The following is a 20,358-nucleotide window of genomic DNA, read 5'->3' as shown; positions in this document are numbered from 1 at the left end:
CGAACGGCCGTGCGGCAGCCCGGCGGCGCTCAGTCGCCGTAGTCGGACATCGCGTCCAGCAACCGGGCCGAGGCCGGCGGCACCCGGACGCCGTGGATGAGGGCGAGCGGCACCGGCCGGGCGGCGGCGCCGGCCGGCGCCGACCAGCGCGGAGTCATCCGGGCGCAGTCACCGCGCAGCGACGCCAGGTCGCCGTCCAGGTCGGCCGGAGCGGGGTCGACGGTCCTCAGGTTCGTCATAACAGAACCGTAGGCACGTCCCGTGTCGCGAAGAAAGTTGTACTACCGGGTAGTTTCGCCTGCTTCAGCCTGGCGGCGCCGCCGGGTAGCGTGAACCGTCAACCCGCCTCCCCTCAGGAGAGAGTCCACGCCGTGCGCATCGCAGTCACCGGCTCCATCGCCACCGACCACCTCATGACCTTCCCCGGCCGCTTCTCGGACCAGCTCGTCGCGGACCAGCTGCACACGGTCTCGCTCTCCTTCCTGGTCGACCAGCTGGACGTACGCCGGGGCGGCGTAGCCGCGAACATCGCCTTCGGCATGGGTCAGCTCGGCACCCGGCCGGTCCTGGTCGGCGCGGCCGGCTCGGACTTCGACGAGTACCGGGCCTGGCTGGACCGGCACGGCGTCGACACCGGCTCGGTCCGCATCTCCGAGACCCTGCACACCGCCCGCTTCGTCTGCACCACGGACGCCGACCACAACCAGATCGGCTCCTTCTACACGGGCGCGATGAGCGAGGCCCGCCTCATCGAGCTGAAGACCGTCGCCGACCGGGTGGGCGGCCTCGACCTGGTCTCCATCGGCGCCGACGACCCGGAGGCGATGCTCCGGCACACCGAGGAGTGCCGCACCCGGTCCATCCCCTTCGCCGCCGACTTCTCCCAGCAGATCGCCCGGATGAACGGCGACGAGATCCGGATACTGCTGGACGGGGCGACCTACCTCTTCTCCAACGAGTACGAGAAGGGGCTCATCGAGACCAAGACCGGCTGGAGCGACGCCGAGATCCTCGACCGGGTCGGCCACCGCGTCACCACCCTCGGTGCGCGGGGCGTGCGCATCGAGCGGGCCGGCGGGGAGACCATCGAGGTCGGCGTCCCCGACGAGGAGCGCAAGGCCGACCCCACGGGCGTCGGCGACGCCTTCCGCGCGGGGTTCCTGTCGGGACTGGCGTGGGATGTCTCGCTGGAGCGGGCGGCGCAGATCGGCTGCATGCTGGCGACGCTCGTCATCGAGACGGTCGGTACGCAGGAGTACCAGCTGCGGCGCGGGCACTTCATGGAGCGGTTCACGAAGGCGTACGGGGACGAGGCCGCGGGGGAGGTTCAGGCGCACCTGGGCTGAATTCGGGGGGGGGCGACTATTCGGTTGCCTCGCGGGGAGCGTTGTCGTGTGCGGGTGCGTGGGGGCTGGTCGCGCCCACGCGGCGGAGCCGCACATCGACAGGGCCCCGCGCCCCTTAGGGGCGTCAGCTGACCCGGCGAACCAAGTACGCGCTTCCCCGTTCCGTCTTCTCCTCGCCCACGTACTCCTGGCCCCGCATCTCGCACCACGCCGGGATGTCCAGGCGGGCCGCCTCGTCGTCGGAGAGGACGCGGACGATGCCGCCGACGGGGACGTCACCGATGACCTTGGCGAGTTCGATCACCGGGATGGGGCAGCGCCGGCCGATCGCGTCCACGACGAGGTCGCCCCCGGTCCGCGGGGCGGCCTCCGTGGCCGCCGGCGCCCCCAGCTTCTCGCGCACCGCGGCCACCGTGCCCGGCAGCACCTCCAGGAACCGCTCGACGTCCTCGGCCGGGGTCCCCTGCGGCAGCGACACCCGGACGTTGCCCTCGCTGAGCACCCCCATCGCCCGCAGGACGTGGCTCGGCGTCAGCGTGCTGCTCGTGCAGGACGATCCGGACGACACGGAGAAGCCGGCACGGTCCAGCTCGTGCAGCAGGGTCTCCCCGTCGACATAGAGACACGAGAAGGTGACGACGCCGGGCAGCCGGCGCGAGGGATCGCCGACCACCTCCACGTCCGGCACCAGCTCAGGCACCCGGGACCGGATCCGCTCCGTCAGCTCCCGCAGCCGGGCCGCCTCCGCCGCCGCCTCGGCCCGCACCGCCCGCAGCGACGCCGCCGCGGCCACGATCGCCGGCAGGTTCTCGAACCCGGGCGCCCGCCCCGACTCCCGCTCGTCCCCGGGCCCTTGGGGCGCGAACCGGACCCCCTTGCGCACGGCGAGCAGCCCCACTCCCGAGGGTCCGCCCCACTTGTGGGCGCTGCCCGTCAACAACGACCAGTCGCCCTCCACCCGCCCCCAGCCCAGCGACTGGGCCGCGTCCACCAGCAGCGGCACCCCAGCCGCCCGGCAGGCCTCCGCCACCCGGGACACCGGCTGCTCGGTGCCCACCTCGTGGTTGGCCGACTGGAGACAGGCCAGCGCCGTGTCCTCGCGCAGGGCCGCCGCGTACGCCTCGGGATCCACCGCGCCCGTGCGGTCCACGCCCACCTGCGTGACACTCCCGCCGTCGGCCTCGTGCGCCTCGGCCGCATGCAGTACGGAGGAGTGTTCGACGGCTGACACGATCAGGTGGCGTCCGACGCGCCGCCGCCCGGCCAGCGCCCCCGCCACCCCTGAATGCACCGCCCGCGTCCCCGAAGGAGTGAACACCAACTCGTCCGGCCGACACCCCACGCACTCGGCCGCCGCCTCCCGAGCGGCATCGAGCAACAACCGCGCCCGCCGCCCCTCGCGGTACAGCCGAGCAGGATCGGCCCACCCCTCGTCAAGAGACGCCAACAGCGCCTGCCGGGCGACGGGATGAAGGGGAGCAGCGGAAGCAGCATCGAAGTAGGCCACACGCCAACGCTAGAACGCCGGGGACTGCATCGCCCCGTGAGGGGCGCGGGGAACGGCGCGAACAACCACGACGTACCGTCAGCCGCCAACGAAACCGCACCTCCCCGCCCCGTAGGCGCCCCCGTCCCACCCTTTCCGGGTGACCCCCGGCGCGTATGCCACCCTCCCCGCGACCCCCCGGAGGGCGTCGGCTAGGGTTTGGTCCGCATAAACATCAAACCCCTGCCCGACGCAGGGCGGCGACCGACCAGCGAGAAGGCAGGCCGCAGCCAACCGCGCGGGCGAGACTCTCGGGAAGGCGCTACGTGAGTCCCAACGGCTCCGACCGCTCGCCGCGGCGCCCGATGCGGCGGAAGCTGCTGCAGGCACTGACCGCGGGCCTGGTCCTGGCGACCGCCACCGGTTGCACATACGAGGACTTCCCCCGCCTCGGCATGCCCACCCCCACCACGGAAGAGGCTCCGCGGATCCTCTCCCTGTGGCAGGGCTCATGGGCAGCCGCGCTGGCCACCGGCGTGCTGGTGTGGGGCCTGATCCTGTGGAGTGTCTTCTTCCACCGGCGCAGCCGCACCAAGGTCGAGGTCCCTCCGCAGACCAGGTACAACCTGCCCATCGAGGCGCTGTACACCATGGTTCCGCTCGTCATCGTCTCGGTGCTGTTCTACTTCACCGCGCGTGACGAGTCCGATCTCATGAGCCTCAAGAAGAAGCCCGACCTCACGGTCAACGTGGTCGGCTTCCAGTGGAGCTGGTGCTTCAACCACATCGAGGACGTCCCGGGCTCCACCGGCGACGCCAAGACCTCCAAGGAACTGGCCGGCATCCCGGACCGGTTCATCGAGGACTTCCCGGCCGACGCCGGCGGTGTCTACGACTGCGGTACCCCCGGCACGGAGAACCCGCAGACCGGCAACCCCGGCCCGACCCTCTGGCTCCCCAAGGGCAAGACGGTCCGCTTCGTCCTGACCTCGCGTGACGTCATCCACTCCTTCTGGGTGGTGCCGTTCCTCATGAAGCAGGACGTGATTCCGGGCCACACCAACGCCTTCGAGGTGACCCCCAACAAGGAGGGGACCTTCCTGGGCAAGTGCGCCGAACTGTGCGGCGTGGACCACTCCCGGATGCTGTTCAACGTCAAGGTCGTCTCCCCGGAGCGCTACGAGCAGCACCTCCAGGACCTCGCGAAGAAGGGGCAGACCGGTTACGTTCCCGCGGGCATCGCTCAGACGAGCCACGAGAAGAACCGGGAGACGAACAACCTGTGAGCATCCTCAACGAACCCCAGGGTGCCTCGGCAGCGGAGGACTCGTACGAGAACGAGCTGCCGGTACGGCGCAAGCAGCCCGGCAACGTGGTCATCAAGTGGTTGACGACCACCGACCACAAGACGATCGGCACGCTGTATCTGGTGACGTCGTTCGCGTTCTTCGTGATCGGCGGCGTCATGGCGCTCTTCATGCGCGCCGAACTCGCTCGGCCCGGTCTGCAGATCATGTCGAACGAGCAGTTCAACCAGGCGTTCACGATGCACGGCACGATCATGCTGCTGATGTTCGCGACGCCGCTGTTCGCGGGCTTCACGAACTGGATCATGCCGCTGCAGATCGGCGCGCCCGACGTGGCGTTCCCCCGGCTGAACATGTTCGCCTACTGGCTGTACCTGTTCGGCTCGACCATCGCGGTGGGCGGGTTCCTGACCCCGCAGGGCGCGGCCGACTTCGGCTGGTTCGCCTACTCGCCGCTGTCCGACGCGGTGCACTCGCCCGGTATCGGCGGTGACCTGTGGATCATGGGTCTGGCCTTCTCCGGCTTCGGCACCATCCTCGGCTCGGTCAACTTCATCACCACGATCATCTGCATGCGTGCCCCCGGCATGACCATGTTCCGCATGCCGATCTTCACCTGGAACGTCCTGCTGACCGCGGTGCTGGTCCTGCTGGCCTTCCCGGTGCTGGCCGCGGCCCTGTTCGCGCTGGAGGCCGACCGCAAGTTCGGCGCCCACATCTTCGACGCGTCCAACGGCGGAGCCTTGCTGTGGCAACACCTCTTCTGGTTCTTCGGGCATCCAGAGGTGTACATCATCGCCTTGCCGTTCTTCGGCATCGTCAGTGAGATCATCCCGGTCTTCTCCCGCAAGCCGATGTTCGGCTACATGGGTCTGATCGGCGCGACGATCGCGATCGCGGGTCTGTCGGTGACGGTGTGGGCCCACCACATGTACGTCACGGGCGGCGTGCTATTGCCGTTCTTCTCCTTCATGACCTTCCTGATCGCGGTCCCGACCGGCGTGAAGTTCTTCAACTGGCTCGGCACCATGTGGAAGGGATCGTTGTCCTTCGAGACACCGATGCTCTGGTCCGTCGGCTTCCTGATCACCTTCCTCTTCGGTGGTCTGACCGGCGTCATCCTCGCCTCGCCGCCGCTGGACTTCCACGTCTCGGACTCGTACTTCGTGGTGGCGCACTTCCACTACGTGGTGTTCGGCACCGTGGTGTTCGCGATGTTCGCCGGCTTCCACTTCTGGTGGCCGAAGTTCACCGGCAAGATGCTGGACGAGCGTCTCGGCAAGATCACCTTCTGGACGCTGTTCGTCGGCTTCCACGGCACGTTCCTGGTCCAGCACTGGCTGGGCGCCGAGGGCATGCCGCGCCGCTACGCCGACTACCTGGCGGCGGACGGCTTCACCGCCCTGAACACGATCTCGTCGATCAGCTCGTTCCTGCTGGGCATGTCGATACTGCCGTTCTTCTACAACATCTGGAAGACCGCCAAGTACGGCAAGAAGATCGAGGTCGACGACCCCTGGGGCTACGGCCGTTCGCTGGAGTGGGCGACCTCCTGCCCGCCGCCGCGGCACAACTTCCTCACGCTGCCGCGCATCCGCAGCGAATCGCCCGCGTTCGACCTGCACCACCCCGAGATCTCCGCGATCGACCAGCTGGAGAACGTCGGCCACGGTGAGAAGGCCCTCGCCGGCGGCAAGGAGGCCGGGAAGTGAAGATCCAGGGCAAGCTCTTCATCTGGCTGAGCGTCTTCATCCTCGCCGTGGCGGTCGTCTACGGCTACTGGTCCAAGGAGCCGGCCGGCACCACGGCGCTCTTCCTGGCCTTCGGCCTGGCCATCATGATCGGCTTCTACCTCGCCTTCACGGCGCGGCGGGTCGACGTCGGTGCCCAGGACAACCTGGAGGCGGACGTCGCGGACGACGCCGGCGAGGTCGGGTTCTTCAGCCCGCACAGCTGGCAGCCGCTGGCGCTCGGCCTGGGCGGCGCACTCGCCTTCCTGGGTGTCGCCGTCGGCTGGTGGATCATGTACTTCTCGGCACCGGTGATCCTGGTCGGCCTGTTCGGCTGGGTCTTCGAGTACTACCGCGGTGAGAACCGCACCCAGTAGCACACGGACCCAGTAGCACGCGTCGAGCACGAAGGGGCCCGGACACTCCGCAAGGAGCGTCCGGGCCCCTTCGTCTGCCGTACGGTCTCTCACCCTTCCGGCTTACCCACCGCGCCGCCGTTGACGTCTCTCCCTAGCGTGAGGCCATGAGCAACACGGTTCACTTCCAGGCGCGGGGGCGTACGGTCGTCGGCTGCACCCTGCTGGTGATCGCCCTCGGCGCGAGCGTCACCGCCTGCCTCGGCGACGACGACAACCCGCTGTCCGCCACGCCCTACGACGCGGCCGGCCAGATCTCCTTCAACGGCCCCACGGACGCCGGGAAGAAGGCAGACCCGGACAAACCCCTGGAGGTGGTCGCCGAGGGCGCCGACGGGCGCATCACGGACGTCACGGCCATGGATGCGGCCGGACGCCACGTCGCGGGCGAGCTGTCCGCCGACGGCGCCCGCTGGCACAGCACCTCGCCGCTGGCGGCCAACGCCAGCTACACGGTGCGCGTCAGCACCGAGGACGGGGACGGCGCGCCCGGCCGCAAGGTGCTCACCTTCGAGACCGGCAAGCCCGGCGCGAAGAAGACCCTGGACGTCACCTTCGGGCCCAAGGCGGGCGCGTACGGCGTCGGTCAGCCCATCACGGCGGAACTGAGCCAGCCGGTCAGGGACCCGGCCCAGCGGGCCATAGTGGAGCGCGCCCTGAAGGTCGACTCCACCCCCGCCGTGCGGGGCGCCTGGTACTGGGTGGACGACAAGAAGCTCCACTACCGGCCCGAGGAGTACTGGCCCGCCCACGCCACCGTCAAGGTCCACAGCACCCTGGACGGCATCAAGATCGGCGACCGGATGTGGGGCGGCAAGGCCAAGCCCCTGAAGATCACCACGGACGACCGGGTCGTGGCCGTCACCGACGCCGCCGCGCACACGCTGACGGTCTACCAGGACGGCGAGGCGATCCGGGAGATCCCGGTCACCACCGGCAAGCCCGGCTTCGAGACCCGCAACGGCGTCAAGGTCGTCCTCGGCAAGGAATCCTTCGTACGCATGCGCAGCAGCACCGTCGGCATCGCCGAGGGCTCCTCGGAGTCGTACGACCTGCCGGTCTACTGGGCCACCCGGGTGACCTGGAGCGGCGAGTACGTGCACGCCGCCCCCTGGTCCGTCGGCTCCCAGGGCATCGCCAACGTCAGCCACGGCTGCGTCGGCATGAGCACCGACAACGCGGAGTGGTTCTTCAAGGCGGTCCAGGAGGGCGACCTGGTCGAGGTCGTCAACTCCGGCGGCGAAACGATGGAACCCTTCGGCAACGGCTTCGGCGACTGGAACATGGACTGGACCAAATGGCGCACCGGCAGCGCCCTGACCGGCGGCACCGGGGCGTCGAACAACCAGGAGACGGCAAGGCTGCGGCCGACGGCGGTGTAGCGCCCCGAAAGGGGCGCGGGGCTGTGCCGATATGCGGCTCCGCCGCGTGGGCGCGACAAGCCACGACGGCGCAGCACTCGCCATAAGGACCCGCACCCCCGAGCTGGAAGGCGCCCCTAGACGCCCTGCAGCCTCTTCTCCCGCAGCAGCGCGGCCAGCGCACCCGCGAACTCCACCGGCTCCACCGGCAGCGTCACAGTCGCCTCCGCCCGGCTCCACGTGGCCAGCCACGCGTCCTGCGGCCGGGCGATGAGCAGCAGCACCGGCGGGCACTGGAAGACCTCGTCCTTGATCTGGCGGCACATGCCCATGCCGCCCATGGGCACGGCCTCGCCGTCCAGGACGCAGACGTCGATCCCGCCCCGGTCCAGCTCCTTGAGCACGGCGGCCGGAGTGGCACACTCCACGAACTCGACCACGGGCACGTCCGGAGCCGGCCGGCGGCCGGTCGCGAGCCGCACCTGTTCGCGGGTGTTGGAGTCGTCGCTGTAGACCAGCACCGTGGCGGTCGCCTGCATGCTTCCTCCGATACGCGGTGAGACCGGTGAAGGCTGTCGTAGCCCGTTGGGGCGGATGCTACTCCCTCGAACGTCCCGTCAGCACTGGTTCGGACAGGCCTTCGACAGGCCTCCGACGGGCCGTTCGATGGGCCATCCGGGCCGTACAAGCAGGGGGAACACACCGAACGGCACCCCCCGGGGTGAGGGCGGGATAAGCGACCGACATAATGTCGGTCGTGGCGACAGCAACGACAGTAGAAACCGGGCACGCGCACCCGTCGGTCAACCGGCCGAACCTCACCAGCGTCGGAACCATCATCTGGTTGAGTTCCGAGCTGATGTTCTTCGCGGCCCTCTTCGCGATGTACTTCACCCTGCGATCGGTGACCGGCCCGGACTTCTGGTCCGAGAAGGCCGACGCGTTGAACATCCCGTTCTCCGCGACGAACACCACGATCCTGGTGCTCTCCTCCCTCACCTGCCAGCTCGGCGTGTTCGCCGCCGAGCGCGGTGACGTGAAGAAGCTCCGGATGTGGTTCATCGTCACCTTCGTGATGGGTGCGATCTTCATCGGCGGTCAGGTGTTCGAGTACACCGAGCTGGTCAAGCACGACGGGATCTCACTCTCGTCGGACCCGTACGGCTCGGCGTTCTACCTGACCACCGGCTTCCACGGACTGCATGTGACGGGCGGACTGATCGCCTTCCTGCTGGTCCTCGGCCGCACTTATGCGGCCCGGAGGTTCACCCACGAGCAGGCGACCGCCGCCATCGTCGTGTCCTACTACTGGCACTTCGTCGATGTGGTCTGGATCGGCCTGTTCGCCACGATCTACCTGATCAAGTAGTCGCGGCGCGCACCCGCGCAACACCAGAAGCATCGACAGCATCGACGCAGAAGATCCTGACACCGGGGTAATCCGTGAAAAAGCTCTCCGCACGACGACGCCATCCGCTGGCGGCCCTCGTCGTCCTACTCCTCGCGCTGGCATGCACAGGGGGGCTGTACGCCGCGTTCGCACCCGCGAGTAAGGCGCAGGCCGATGAATCCGCCCAGTCCCTCGCCATCGACGAGGGCAAGAAGCTCTACGCCGTCGGCTGTGCCAGTTGCCACGGCACCGGAGGGCAGGGCACCAGTGACGGTCCGAGCCTGGTCGGCGTGGGCGCCGCGGCCGTCGACTTCCAGGTGGGCACCGGCCGCATGCCGGCCCAGCAGCCCGGCGCGCAGGTCCCGAAGAAGAAGGTCATCTACTCCCAGGCGGAGATCGACCAGCTCGCGGCCTACATCGCGTCGCTGGGTGCCGGTCCGGCGATCCCCTCGGAGGAGAAGTACGGCCCCGAGGGCGCGGACATCGCCAAGGGCGGTGAGCTGTTCCGCACCAACTGCGCGCAGTGCCACAACTTCACCGGCAAGGGCGGCGCCCTGACGCACGGCAAGTACGCGCCGAGCCTCGAGGGCGTCGACCCGAAGCACATCTACGAGGCCATGCAGACCGGCCCGCAGAACATGCCCTCCTTCCCCGACACCACGCTGTCGGAGCAGAACAAGAAGGACATCATCGCCTACCTGGACGCGGTCAACGGTGACGACACCGAGAGCCCCGGTGGTCTCAGCCTCGGCGGACTCGGCCCGGTCAGTGAGGGTCTGTTCGCCTGGGTGTTCGGACTGGGCGTGCTGATCGCCGTCGCCGTCTGGGTCGCCGCTCGGACCGCAAAGGCCAAGAAGTCATGAGTAGCCAAGACATTCCAGAAGAGAACCTGCCGGCAGAGCAGGACCGCCCGCACGGCGCGGCCGCCCGGCCCGCGGACGAGACGAACCCGTTCGCCGACCCGGGTCTGCCGCCCCACGAGCCGCGGGTCCAGGACGTCGACGAGCGGGCCGCCAAGCGGTCCGAGCGCACCGTCGCCCTGCTGTTCACGCTGTCGATGCTGGCCACCGTCGCCTTCATCGCCGCGTTCGTGGCGATCGACGTCGACAAGTCGGTCTACATCTTCCCGCTCGGTCACATCAGTGCGCTGAACTTCGCGCTCGGCATGACGCTCGGCGTCGCGCTGTTCGCCATCGGCGCGGGCGCGGTCCACTGGGCCCGCACCCTGATGTCCGACGAGGAGGTCGCCGACGAGCGACACCCGATCGAGGCGTCCCCCGAGGTCCGTGCCAAGGTCCACGCGGACTTCAAGCAGGGCGCCAAGGAGTCCGTGATCGGGCGCCGCAAGCTGATCCGCAACACGATGCTGGGCGCGCTCACCCTGGTGCCGCTCTCCGGCGTCGTCCTGCTGCGCGACCTCGGTCCGCTGCCCGGGACCAAGCTCCGCCACACCCTGTGGTCCAAGGGCAAGCTCCTCGTCAACATGAACACCAACGAGCCGCTGCGTCCCTCCGACGTCGCGGTGGGCTCGCTCACCTTCGCCATGCCCGAGGGCCTGGAGGAGCACGACGAGGACTTCCAGAACGAGATCGCCAAGGCCGCCCTGATGATCATCCGGCTGGAGCCGGACTCCATCAAGGACAAGCGCGAGCTCGAGTGGTCGCACGAGGGCATCGTGGCGTACTCGAAGATCTGCACCCACGTCGGCTGCCCGATCTCCCTGTACGAGCAGCAGACGCACCACGCGCTCTGCCCCTGCCACCAGTCCACCTTCGACCTTGCCGACGGCGCCCGGGTCATCTTCGGTCCCGCCGGTCACGCCCTGCCGCAGCTGCGCATCGGCGTGAACGACGAGGGTTACCTCGAAGCGCTCGGCGACTTCGAAGAGCCCGTCGGTCCTGCTTTCTGGGAGCGCGGATGAGTACTGCAGCCAACGAAGCGCCCCGCTCACGCGGGAAGGCACCGGCCGGCGAGCGCGTCGCCGACTGGGCCGACGGCCGGCTGGGGATCTACTCCCTGGCCAAGGCCAACATGCGCAAGATCTTCCCCGACCACTGGTCGTTCATGCTGGGTGAGGTCTGCCTCTACAGCTTCATCATCATCATCCTCACGGGTGTGTACCTGACGCTGTTCTTCCACCCGTCGATGGCCGAGATCGAGTACCACGGCTCGTACGTGCCGCTCCAGGGCCAGATGATGAGTGAGGCCTACGCCTCCACTCTGGACATCAGCTTCGACGTCCGCGGCGGTCTGCTGATCCGGCAGATCCACCACTGGGCCGCGCTGATCTTCCTGGCCGGCATGTTCGTGCACATGATGCGCGTCTTCTTCACCGGCGCGTTCCGCAAGCCGCGCGAGGTCAACTGGCTGTTCGGCTTCCTGCTGCTCGTCCTCGGCATGTTCACCGGCTTCACCGGTTACTCGCTCCCGGACGACCTGCTCTCGGGCACCGGCATCCGCTTCATGGAGGGCGCGATCCTGTCCGTGCCGATCGTCGGCACGTACATCTCGTTCTTCCTCTTCGGCGGCGAGTTCCCCGGCCACGACTTCGTGTCCCGGTTCTACTCGATCCACATCCTGCTGCTGCCGGGCATCATGCTCGGGCTGCTGGTGGGCCACCTGATCCTGGTCTTCTACCACAAGCACACGCAGTTCGCGGGCCCCGGCAAGACGAACAAGAACGTCGTCGGCATGCCGCTGCTGCCGGTGTACACGGCGAAGGCCGGAGGCTTCTTCTTCCTGGTCTTCGGTGTGATCTCCGTCGTGTCGGCCATCGCCACGATCAACCCGATCTGGGCCATCGGGCCCTACCGGCCCGACCAGGTCTCCACCGGCGCCCAGCCGGACTGGTACATGGGCTTCTCCGAGGGCCTGATCCGTGTGATGCCTGGCTGGGAGATCAACTTCTGGGGCCACACCCTCGTCCTGGGTGTGCTGATCCCGCTGATCATCTTCCCGCTGGTCCTGGCGGCGATCGCGGTCTACCCGTTCATCGAGTCCTGGGTCACCGGCGACAAGCGCGAGCACCACATCCTGGACCGCCCGCGCAACGCCCCGACCCGTACGGCCTTCGGTGTCGCCTGGCTGACCGTCTACTTCGTGCTGCTGATCGGTGGCGGCAACGACCTGTGGGCCACGCACTTCCACCTGTCGATCAACGCGATCACCTGGTTCGTCCGCATCGCGTTCTTCGTCGGACCGGTCGTCGCCTTCATCGCCACCAAGCGGATCTGCCTCGGCCTGCAGCGCCGGGACAAGGACAAGGTGCTGCACGGACGCGAGTCCGGCATCATCAAGCGCCTGCCGCACGGTGAGTTCATCGAGGTGCACGAGCCGCTCAGCCAGGAGCAGCTGCACACGCTCACGGCGCACGAGCAGTACCAGCCGGCCGAGATCGGCCCGACGGTCGACGAGAACGGCGTCGAGCGCAAGGTGAGCGGCACGCAGAAGCTCCGTGCCAAGCTCAGCGAGTCGTACTACGGCGAGGAGTCGCAGATTCCGAAGCCGACCGTCGAGGAGTACAAGGAGATCACGAGCGGCCACGGCCACCACTGACCCTCCAGCGTCGCCACACCACGGTCGAAGGGCCCCGTTCCGGTCTGCGGACGGGGCCCTTCGCCGTGCCCGGGGCTGGATAGGGTGGGACCCACATCCCCTACTCGACGACCCATACGATTCAGGAGCGGCTGATGAGCGCTGTGACCCCCGCTGGAGGCGACACCACGGCGGACCGCTCCTGGCCCGCCCTGCTGAACGGACTGCTGGACGGCCGCGACCTGAGCGCGGACGACACCGCCTGGGCGCTGGACGTGATCATGCGCGGCGAGGCGACCGACGTGCAGATCGCCGGGTTCGCGGTGGGCCTGCGGTTCAAGGGGGAGACGGTCGAGGAGATCTCCGGGCTGGTCCGCACCATGTACGAACACGCCAACGTGATCGAGGTGCCGGGCAAGACCGTCGACATCGTCGGCACCGGCGGCGACGGCGCCAAGACGGTCAACATCTCCACCATGTCGGCGATCGTCCTGGCCGGCACGGGGGCGAAGGTCGTCAAACACGGCAACCGGGCCGCCTCCTCGGCGTCCGGAGCCTCCGACGTCCTGGAGAAGCTCGGGGTCAACCTGGAGCTGACGCCGCAGCGGGTGGCCGAGGTCGCCGAGGAAGCCGGCATCACCTTCTGCTTCGCCGTGAAGTTCCACCCGGCGCTGCGCCACGTGGCGACGGCCCGCGGTCAGCTCGGCATCCGTACGGTGTTCAACTTCCTGGGTCCGCTGACCAACCCCGCCCGGGTGAAGGCCCAGGCGGTCGGGGTCGCCCACGCCCGGATGGCACCGATCGTCGCCGGTGTCTTCGCCGAGCGCGGCCACTCGTCGCTGGTCTTCCGCGGCGACGACGGGCTCGACGAGCTGACCACGACCTCCACCTCCCGGGTCTGGGTCGTGCGCGACGGCCGGGTCACCGAGGAGACCTTCGACCCGCGGGACGTCGGTATCGAGCTGGTGCCGGTCGAGGCGCTGCGCGGGGCCGACGCCTCCTACAACGCCGACGTCGCCCGCCGCCTGCTGGCCGGCGAGCGGGGTCCGGTGCGGGACGCGGTCCTGCTGAACTCGGCGGCGGCCCTGGTGGCCCTGGAGCCCGGTGAGGGTCCGCTGGCGGCGCAGTTGCGGGCCGGGATGGACCGGGCGGCCGAGGCGATCGACTCCGGGGCGGCCCGGCGGGTGCTGGAGCGCTGGGTGGCCGTGAGCCACGCGTAGCGGCCCTGGTGTGTGACGTGCGTCCCGCGATCCGGACCCGGGTTGCGGGACGCCGATCATTTCCCCTAGGTTTTTCGACAGGTCATGAGTGACAGTCATGAGGCCCCGGCCGACTGTCCGGCAACCCTCCGTCCGTGGCGGGGTGCCCCGGGTGAAGACCAGGTCGTGGACAGCAAGGTCCACGGCAAGCGCGGACCCCTCGCGGAACCAGGGGTCCTGGGTCGTCCGAGGGAGTCTCCCGTGAACCAGCGAATGCGATAGGGCCTGTCCTTCGGACCGGCCCGACGCCCCCGAAGCGGTGCCTTCATCCCCCGGTGTGCGTGCCAGGCCCCGCAGCCCCGGGCCGGGCCGAAGGACAGGCCCTTGGCCGCAGAGCCCGCCTCCGCACGCCTTTCCTCACTTCACTTCACAGCGCCCTTCTGCGTGCTGGTCCTCACGGGAGTCCGTCATGTCCGTACCCACTGCTGTCGCCGCCCCGCTGTCCGTGCTCGGCCGGGACGTCAGCGTCCCGCTCGTCACCGGCGGTCAGGTCACCTACGCCGCGCTCGACTACGCCGCCAGCGCGCCCGCGCTCCAGCGGGTCTGGGACGACGTGGCCGCCTACGCCCCGTACTACGGCAGCGTGCACCGGGGCGCCGGGTACCTCTCGCAGCTGTCGACCGACCTGTTCGAGAACGCCCGCACAACCGTCGCCGGGTTCCTCGGCTGCCGGGACGACGACCAGGTGGTCTTCACCCGGTCCACCACCGACTCCCTGAACCTGCTCGCCGCCGCGCTGCCCGCCGACTGCCGGGTCTTCGTCTTCGAGACCGAGCACCACGCCTCGCTGCTGCCCTGGCGGGACGCCGACGTCACCTACCTCGACGCCCCGCGCACGCCCGCGCAGGCCGTCGAGACCCTGGAGCGGGCCCTCGCCGCCCGCGAGCCGTACGGGCCCGCCCTGGTCTGCGTCACCGGCGCCTCCAACGTCACCGGCGAGCTGTGGCCGGTGCGGGAACTGGCCGCAGCCGCGCACGCGCACGGCGCCCGGATCGTGCTGGACGCCGCCCAGCTGGCCCCGCACCACCCGGTGAGCGTGCGCGACCTGGACGTGGACTGGGTCGCCTTCTCCGGGCACAAGCTGTACGCGCCCTTCGGCTCCGGCGTGCTGGCCGGGCGGGCCGACTGGCTGCGCGAGGCCGAGCCGTACCTGGCCGGCGGCGGCGCCAGCCGCAGTGTCTCCCGGCGCGCGGACGGCGGCGTGGACGTCCAGTGGCACGACAGCGCGGCCCGCCACGAGGCCGGGTCGCCCAACGTCATCGGCGTCCACGCGATCGCCTCCGCCTGCAAGGCGCTCACCGAGGCCGGGTTCGACACGCTGGTCGCCCGCGAGGAGTACCTGATCCGGAAGGTGCGCGAGGGCCTCGCCGAGGTGCCCGAGGTGCGGATCCTCTCCCTCTTCGGCGACGACGCGCCGCGTGTCGGGGTGCTCTCCTTCGTCGTCGAGGGCTGGAACAGCTCGCACTTCGCCGCCGCGCTCTCCGCCGAGTACGGCATCGGGGTGCGCGACGGCCTGTTCTGCGCCCACCCGCTGGTGCGCACCCTGCTCGGCAGCGACCCGCAGACGCAGGGCGAGTGCGGCGCGCCCGAGGCGGCGCCCGGCGAGAAGTCCCTCAACGCCATCCGCGTCAGCTTCGGCGCGGGCACCCCGGACGAGCACGTGGAGCGGTTCGTGAGCGCCGTCCGGGAGCTGGTGAGCGACGGCGCCCGCTGGAACTACCGCACCGAGGACGGGCGCTGCGTGCCCGACACGACGTCCGGCGACACGCTGCCGGTGACCGGCACCGGCACCGCCGCCTGAGCCGTCCCGCCCGGCAACCGGGCCCCCAGCAGCACCATCCGCAGCGCCCGTTCCGTGGCGTCCGTGAGGAGCTCGGAGGCGCGCAGCAACGCGTCCGCCAGGGCCATCGGCGCCGGCATGATCCCGTGGCAGGCGTCCACCCCCGGCACGTCGTGCGCGCCCTCGCCGAGCGTGCCCGCCAGGGCGAGGACGGGCCTGCCGGAGAGCTTGGCGCGGCGGGCCACCTCGGCCGGGACCTTGCCGCGCGGCGTCTGGTGGTCCAGGGCGCCCTCGGCGGTGAGCACCAGGTCGGCCCGGGCGAGCCGGGCGTCCAGGTCGAGGTGGCCCAGGAGCACGTCGAAGCGGGGCAGCAGCCGGGCCCCGACGGCGGCGAGCCCCGCGCCGAGACCGCCGGACGCGCCGGTGCCGGACCCCGTCCACAGGTCGGTGCCGACGACGCCGAGGTCGCGGGTGAGGACGCGCGCCCAGTTCTCCAGCCCGGCCGACAACTCCTCGACCTGCGCGGGCGTCGCCCCCTTCTGCGGCCCGAACACCCGGGCCACGCCCCGCTTGCCGCACAGCACGTTGTACGGGTTGCAGGCGACGAGCAGCTCGGTGTCCTTCAGCCGGGCGTCGAGACCGGACGGGTCGATGCGGACGAGGCGGTTCAGCTCCCGTCCGCCGGGGCCGAGTTCGAAGCCGTCCGCGTCCAGCAGCCGGGCCCCGAGCGCCTGGAGCGCGCCCGCGCCCCCGTCGGACGTACCCGAGTCGCCGCAGCCGACCAGGACGCGCCGCACCCCGGTGTCGAGGGCGGCGCGGATCAGCTCGCCGACGCCGTACGTGGTGGTGGCGCCGGGGTCGCGCAGGGCGCGGGGGACCAGGGACAGGCCCGCGACGGCCGCCATCTCCACCACCGCCGTGTCCCCGGTGCCGAGCAGCGCGAAGTGGGTGCCGACGGGGTCGCCGACCGGGCCGGTGGCGGCCAGCGCCACCAGCCGCCCGCCGGTCGCCTCCGCCAGCGCCACGGCGGTGCCCTCGCCGCCGTCCACCAGCGGGATGCGGTCGATCTCGGCGTCCGGCAGCACCCGGCGGACGCCCGCCGCGATGGCGTCGGCGGCGGCCCGCGCGGACAGGGACTCCTTGAATCCGCTGGGGGCCACGACCACACGGTTCAGCACAGGGGACGGAGAAGACATGGTGGGCTCCTTCAGCGGGTCACGGGCACGCCGAGCAGCGGCCAGACCGCGGCGGCGAAGAACAGCACGAGCAGGGCGGTCAGCGGCGCCAGTACGGCGGACAGCCGCAGCAGGTCGCGCGGGGTGTAGGTGGGGACGCCGGGCACGTCGGCGAAGAGCGTGACCGGCTTGGCGGAGGCCGGGAGCGTGTGGCAGAACCCGGCCGCCGCCGTCGAGGCGAGCGCGGCGGCGACCGGGTTGACCCCGGCGCCGACGGCCGCGGCGATCACCAGCGGGACCAGCATGGAGGAGCGGGCGGAACGGGACTGGAGGACCAGGTGGGCCGCCGTGCTCACCGCGACCACCACGCCGAGGAAGACCGCCGGGGCGACGTTCGCGGGCAGGCCCGACACCAGCCACTTCGCCGCTCCGGAGTCGGCCAGCGCCACGCCCATCGCCATCGTCGCCGCCATGAACAGCAGCAGCGACCACGGCACGGTCCTCAGCGCGTCCTTGAGCCGTACGGTGCCCAGCGCGGGGGAGGAGGCGACGACCGCGCCGATCAGCGCCACCACGGCCGGGGACACCCGGTGCAGGGGCTCGCTGCACCACAGGGCCACCACCGTGGCCAGCAGCAGCGCGCAGCGTTTCTCGGCCTGCGTCCAGGGGCCGGTGACCGGGCTCTCGCTGTGCCGCTGTATCTCCTCGGCGGTGATGCGGACGGGCCCCGCGCGGTCCGTGCGGCGCGTGGTCGTCAGCAGGACCGTCTCGGCGGCGAGGTGGGAGGAGGCCACCGCCAGCGGCAGGCCGAGCAGCAGCCACTGGGTGAAGCCGATCCGGTCCCCGGTCGCCTCCCACAGCACCGACACCGTGATCAGATGCGCACCCGCACCGATCAGGGTCGCCACCGCCGACAGCAGGATCACGGTCGGGAACAGCAATGCCAGCATCACGACCAGTCGTTTCCGGTCGGCGAGCGCCTTGGCGAGGGCGAGGAACACCGGCAGCGCGAGCGCCGCCCGGCCCGAGGTGGCCGGTACCGCGAAGGCCGTGACGACCAGCGCGGCCGTCGTCAGGTGCACCAGCTGCCGCACCGTGCGCGCCCCGCCCACCAGGAACGCCGCGGCCCGCCCCGCGAGCCCGGTCCGGGCGACCGCGGCCGCGAGCACGAAGGCGCAGATCAGCAGCCACACCGTGTCGTCACCGAGGGTGCCGAACAGCGTGTCGCTGCTGATCACACCGGTCGCGGTCAGCGCGAGCCCGGCACCCAGCGCGATGTACGTGTCGTCGATCGGCGTACCGATCCAGGCGCAGGTGGCCAGCGCGAACACGGCGAGGGTGAGGCGCGCGTCGCCGCCCAGGGCGGGGAAGTTGGCGGGGACCGCCAGCAGCGCGCACAGGGACAGCGCGGCGCACAGGGCCGCCGCGAGGCGGAGGTTCAACGTCACGCCTCGAGCGTCCACGGGCGCGGTGAGCCCTCAATGAGGGTCACATGAAGGAAACTTCACCGGGCCGCGCGGGCTGCGGGCCTCACCAGGCCGGCAGCCGGTACCCCATCCCGCGCACGGTCTCCACCTGCTGCGCGCCGAGCTTCTTGCGCAGGGCCCGCACGTACACGTCCACGATGTTGGAGCCCGGGTCGAAGTCGTAGCCCCACACGTGCGACAGGATCTGCTCGCGGGACAGTACCTGCCCCGGGTGGCGCAGGAACAGCTCCAGGAGCACGAACTCACGGGCCGTCAGGTCCACGGTGCGCCCCTCGGCGCGGGCGCGGCGGGTGCGCAGGTCGAGGCTGAGCGCCCCCGACTTCAGCACCGTCACCTCCGGTGCCCTGGCCGCCGTCCGCAGGCGCAGCCGGACCCGGGCGAGCAGCTCCTCGAAGCGGAACGGCTTGGTCATCCAGTCGTCGGCGCCGCCCTCCAGACCTGCCACCGTGTCCCGTACCGAGTCCCGTGCCGTCAGCACGATCACCGGGGTCGTCACCCGGGCCTCGCGCAGCTCGCGCAGCACCGTGAAGCCGTCCCGGCCGGGCAGCCCGATGTCCAGGACGACGAGGTCGAAACCGCCGGTGAGGGCGTACTCGTAGGCGGCGTCGCCGTCGGCGACCGCGGTGGTGGTGAAGCCGTTGGCGCGCAGGCCCTTCTGGACGAAGGAGGCGATGCGGTCCTCGTCCTCGACGATGAGGATGCGGTTCATGGTCGTGCCTCTTCCAGAGTGAGTACGAAGGTGGCGCCGCCGCCCCCGGTGGTGCGCAGGTCGACCCGGCCGCCGTGGCCCTCGGCGATCGCCCGCACGATGGACAGCCCGAGCCCGGCGCCCGTGCCGCGCACCCCGCGGCGGGCCGTGCCGCGGCGGAACCGCTCGAAGATCACCTCGGCGTCCTGCGGCTGGACGCCGGGTCCCGAGTCGGCGACGTACAGCTCGATGCGCGAACCGTCGGCGCGGGAGCCTATGCGGACCCGCTGACCGGCCGTGGTGTGCTGCACGGCGTTCTGCGCGAGCTGCACCATGGCCTGGGTGATCCGCTGCGGGTCGAGGTGCGCCTCCCGGTCGGCGACCGAGTCCAGCACCCACTCCCGGTCGCCGAGGGTGCGGGCCTTGACGTAGACGTCGGCGGTGAGTTCGGCGAGCTGCACCGGCTCGGGGGTGACGAAGTCGGGGCGTTCGGCCTTGGCGAGCAGCAGCAGGTCCTCGACGATGCGGCTCATCCGGTCCAGTTCGTCGGTGACGAGCCGGACGGTCTCCTCGCGCTCGGCCGGATCGTCGCCCATCAGCTCCAGGTGGCCGCGCACGATGGTGATCGGGGTGCGCAGCTCGTGCCCCGCGTCGTCGACGAACCTGCGCTGGGTGGCGAAGGCGCGCTCCAGGCGGTCCAGCATGGCGTTGAACGTCTCGGCCAGGGCCGCCACGTCGTCGTGGCCGTGCACCGGGATGCGCCGGGTCAGGTCCTGCTCGGTGAGCTGGGCGGCGGTCGTGCGCACCAGCCGCACCGGCTTCAGGATGCGGCCCGCCACCACCCAGGCGATGCCGGTCGTCATCAGCAGGGCGACGCCGGAGATGGCGAGCAGGACGCGGAACACCTCGTCCGCGCGCGCCTGTTCGCGCCCCGGGTGGAAGGCGACCACGAACGCGGCCGCCGGTTCGCCGCCGTAGCGGGCCACGGTGACCTTGGCCCAGCGGATCTCGCCCTCGGGCCGGTCCAGGGTGCCCGAGGAGTCGGGGGAGGCGTAGATGCGGCGCCGGGCGTCGGAGTCCTCGTGCAGGGGCCGGCCGACCGGGATCTCGCGCTGCTGGATGATCTGCGTGGGCCGGCTGCCCACCTCGCCCACCAGGCCGACCAGTTCCTCGTCCAGGTCCGCGTACTGCCGCTCCAGGAACACCCGCAGCAGCCGGCCCGGATCGGTGAACGGGCGGCCCGTCTCCGGATCGAAGCCCTGCTCCTCGAAGTTGGCGAACTCGCCCGCCTCCTGGGCGAGCAGACCGTTGATCCGCTGGTCGGTGTCGCGCAGCAGGATCGAGCGGGTGGTCGCCGCCACCGAGGCCAGGGCGACCGCCATCACGAGCAGCAGCCACA

The 20,358-nt window shown here is 70.6% G+C and carries 18 protein-coding genes and 1 riboswitch; of the genes, 11 read left to right on the top strand and 7 right to left on the bottom strand.

What is annotated here, in order from left to right; translation table 11 throughout:
* Positions 1-29: 29 nt before the first annotated feature.
* Positions 30-239, bottom strand: coding sequence for a hypothetical protein (locus tag ACZ7MF_RS34455; protein ID WP_471482136.1), 210 nt, complete (start codon positions 237-239; stop codon positions 30-32).
* A gap of 132 nt (positions 240-371) precedes the next feature.
* Here ACZ7MF_RS34455 and ACZ7MF_RS34450 point away from each other — a divergent pair, with 132 nt between their 5' ends.
* The gene (locus ACZ7MF_RS34450; RefSeq protein WP_356864452.1) at positions 372-1,346 is read left to right on the top strand and encodes a carbohydrate kinase family protein; all 975 of its coding nucleotides are present in this window, start codon (positions 372-374) and stop codon (positions 1,344-1,346) included.
* Between the two features lie 124 nt (positions 1,347-1,470).
* On the opposite strand, the gene ACZ7MF_RS34445 is transcribed toward ACZ7MF_RS34450, so the two are convergent.
* Positions 1,471-2,853 carry an aminotransferase class V-fold PLP-dependent enzyme gene (locus ACZ7MF_RS34445; RefSeq protein WP_471482135.1) on the bottom strand — a complete coding sequence of 461 codons (1,383 nt, stop codon included), beginning with the start codon at positions 2,851-2,853 and terminating at the stop codon, positions 1,471-1,473.
* A 305-nt stretch (positions 2,854-3,158) separates the two neighbouring features.
* Between ACZ7MF_RS34445 and ctaC the strand changes: the two genes are divergently transcribed.
* The 4 genes from ctaC (at position 3,159) to ACZ7MF_RS34425 (ending at position 7,667) form a co-directional block, all read left to right on the top strand.
* A complete protein-coding gene (gene ctaC / locus ACZ7MF_RS34440) occupies positions 3,159-4,118 on the top strand; it encodes an aa3-type cytochrome oxidase subunit II (RefSeq protein ID WP_386901544.1) in 960 nt (319 codons plus the stop codon).
* Positions 4,115-5,851: an aa3-type cytochrome oxidase subunit I gene (gene ctaD, locus ACZ7MF_RS34435; protein ID WP_471482134.1), complete on the top strand. Its 1,737-nt coding sequence runs from the start codon at positions 4,115-4,117 to the stop codon at positions 5,849-5,851. The genes ctaC and ctaD overlap by 4 nt, the downstream gene beginning before the upstream one ends.
* The gene (locus ACZ7MF_RS34430; protein ID WP_356864448.1) at positions 5,848-6,246 is read left to right on the top strand and encodes a cytochrome c oxidase subunit 4; all 399 of its coding nucleotides are present in this window, start codon (positions 5,848-5,850) and stop codon (positions 6,244-6,246) included. The genes ctaD and ACZ7MF_RS34430 overlap by 4 nt, the downstream gene beginning before the upstream one ends.
* Before the next feature lie 146 nt (positions 6,247-6,392).
* Positions 6,393-7,667 carry a L,D-transpeptidase gene (locus ACZ7MF_RS34425; protein ID WP_471482133.1) on the top strand — a complete coding sequence of 425 codons (1,275 nt, stop codon included), beginning with the start codon at positions 6,393-6,395 and terminating at the stop codon, positions 7,665-7,667.
* 116 nt (positions 7,668-7,783) lie between these two features.
* On the opposite strand, the gene ACZ7MF_RS34420 is transcribed toward ACZ7MF_RS34425, so the two are convergent.
* Positions 7,784-8,185, bottom strand: a complete 402-nt coding sequence (locus tag ACZ7MF_RS34420) for a response regulator (RefSeq protein WP_471482132.1) — start codon at positions 8,183-8,185, stop codon at positions 7,784-7,786.
* A 209-nt stretch (positions 8,186-8,394) separates the two neighbouring features.
* Between ACZ7MF_RS34420 and ctaE the strand changes: the two genes are divergently transcribed.
* From ctaE to ACZ7MF_RS34390, 6 genes are all read left to right on the top strand, one after another.
* Complete coding sequence (gene ctaE / locus ACZ7MF_RS34415) at positions 8,395-9,015, top strand: aa3-type cytochrome oxidase subunit III (protein ID WP_356864446.1); 621 nt, start codon at positions 8,395-8,397, stop codon at positions 9,013-9,015.
* A gap of 74 nt (positions 9,016-9,089) precedes the next feature.
* Positions 9,090-9,899 (top strand): cytochrome bc1 complex diheme cytochrome c subunit, encoded by an 810-nt coding sequence (qcrC, locus tag ACZ7MF_RS34410; protein WP_121712751.1) that lies wholly within the window; start codon positions 9,090-9,092, stop codon positions 9,897-9,899.
* Positions 9,896-10,957, top strand: a complete 1,062-nt coding sequence (gene qcrA, locus ACZ7MF_RS34405; protein WP_361007385.1) for a cytochrome bc1 complex Rieske iron-sulfur subunit — start codon at positions 9,896-9,898, stop codon at positions 10,955-10,957. Before qcrC ends, qcrA begins: the two co-directional genes overlap by 4 nt.
* Positions 10,954-12,591 (top strand): cytochrome bc1 complex cytochrome b subunit, encoded by a 1,638-nt coding sequence (gene qcrB / locus ACZ7MF_RS34400; RefSeq protein ID WP_471482131.1) that lies wholly within the window; start codon positions 10,954-10,956, stop codon positions 12,589-12,591. The genes qcrA and qcrB overlap by 4 nt, the downstream gene beginning before the upstream one ends.
* 134 nt (positions 12,592-12,725) lie before the next feature.
* Positions 12,726-13,790 (top strand): anthranilate phosphoribosyltransferase, encoded by a 1,065-nt coding sequence (trpD, locus tag ACZ7MF_RS34395; RefSeq protein WP_471482130.1) that lies wholly within the window; start codon positions 12,726-12,728, stop codon positions 13,788-13,790.
* Positions 13,791-13,870: 80 nt separating this feature from the next.
* Positions 13,871-13,987: riboswitch (SAM riboswitch) on the top strand.
* A 251-nt stretch (positions 13,988-14,238) separates the two neighbouring features.
* Positions 14,239-15,630, top strand: coding sequence for an aminotransferase class V-fold PLP-dependent enzyme (locus ACZ7MF_RS34390; protein ID WP_471482129.1), 1,392 nt, complete (start codon positions 14,239-14,241; stop codon positions 15,628-15,630).
* Here the strand turns inward: ACZ7MF_RS34390 and ACZ7MF_RS34385 are convergent.
* The 4 genes from ACZ7MF_RS34385 to ACZ7MF_RS34370 form a co-directional block, all read right to left on the bottom strand.
* Complete coding sequence (locus ACZ7MF_RS34385; RefSeq protein ID WP_471482128.1) at positions 15,546-16,805, bottom strand: glycerate kinase; 1,260 nt, start codon at positions 16,803-16,805, stop codon at positions 15,546-15,548. The two genes, ACZ7MF_RS34390 and ACZ7MF_RS34385, sit on opposite strands and share 85 nt — an antisense overlap.
* A gap of 11 nt (positions 16,806-16,816) precedes the next feature.
* Entirely contained in the window at positions 16,817-18,232 is a 1,416-nt protein-coding gene (locus tag ACZ7MF_RS34380) for an SLC13 family permease (RefSeq protein ID WP_471482127.1), read from the bottom strand.
* Between the two features lie 82 nt (positions 18,233-18,314).
* Positions 18,315-18,980, bottom strand: a complete 666-nt coding sequence (locus tag ACZ7MF_RS34375; protein ID WP_471482126.1) for a response regulator transcription factor — start codon at positions 18,978-18,980, stop codon at positions 18,315-18,317.
* Positions 18,977-20,341: a sensor histidine kinase gene (locus tag ACZ7MF_RS34370; RefSeq protein ID WP_471482340.1), complete on the bottom strand. Its 1,365-nt coding sequence runs from the start codon at positions 20,339-20,341 to the stop codon at positions 18,977-18,979. Before ACZ7MF_RS34370 ends, ACZ7MF_RS34375 begins: the two co-directional genes overlap by 4 nt.
* Between the last annotated feature and the right edge of the window lie 17 nt (positions 20,342-20,358).

The organism is Streptomyces sp. NPDC111628 (genome assembly GCF_055635195.1).
The sequence above is the reverse complement of the archived record's forward strand: the minus strand, read 5'-3'. Positions and strand labels throughout refer to the sequence as shown.

Coding starts and splice junctions, on each gene's coding strand:
- ctaE (WP_356864446.1), top strand. CDS start 8,395: ATGTCGGTCGTGGCGACAGCAACGACAGTAGAAACCGGGCACGCGCAC.
- ACZ7MF_RS34390 (WP_471482129.1), top strand. CDS start 14,239: ATGTCCGTACCCACTGCTGTCGCCGCCCCGCTGTCCGTGCTCGGCCGG.
- qcrB (WP_471482131.1), top strand. CDS start 10,954: ATGAGTACTGCAGCCAACGAAGCGCCCCGCTCACGCGGGAAGGCACCG.
- ACZ7MF_RS34375 (WP_471482126.1), bottom strand. CDS start 18,980: ATGAACCGCATCCTCATCGTCGAGGACGAGGACCGCATCGCCTCCTTC.
- ACZ7MF_RS34370 (WP_471482340.1), bottom strand. CDS start 20,341: ATGGCGGTCGCCCTGGCCTCGGTGGCGGCGACCACCCGCTCGATCCTG.
- ACZ7MF_RS34420 (WP_471482132.1), bottom strand. CDS start 8,185: ATGCAGGCGACCGCCACGGTGCTGGTCTACAGCGACGACTCCAACACC.
- ACZ7MF_RS34455 (WP_471482136.1), bottom strand. CDS start 239: ATGACGAACCTGAGGACCGTCGACCCCGCTCCGGCCGACCTGGACGGC.
- ACZ7MF_RS34385 (WP_471482128.1), bottom strand. CDS start 16,805: ATGTCTTCTCCGTCCCCTGTGCTGAACCGTGTGGTCGTGGCCCCCAGC.
- ACZ7MF_RS34425 (WP_471482133.1), top strand. CDS start 6,393: ATGAGCAACACGGTTCACTTCCAGGCGCGGGGGCGTACGGTCGTCGGC.
- trpD (WP_471482130.1), top strand. CDS start 12,726: ATGAGCGCTGTGACCCCCGCTGGAGGCGACACCACGGCGGACCGCTCC.
- qcrA (WP_361007385.1), top strand. CDS start 9,896: ATGAGTAGCCAAGACATTCCAGAAGAGAACCTGCCGGCAGAGCAGGAC.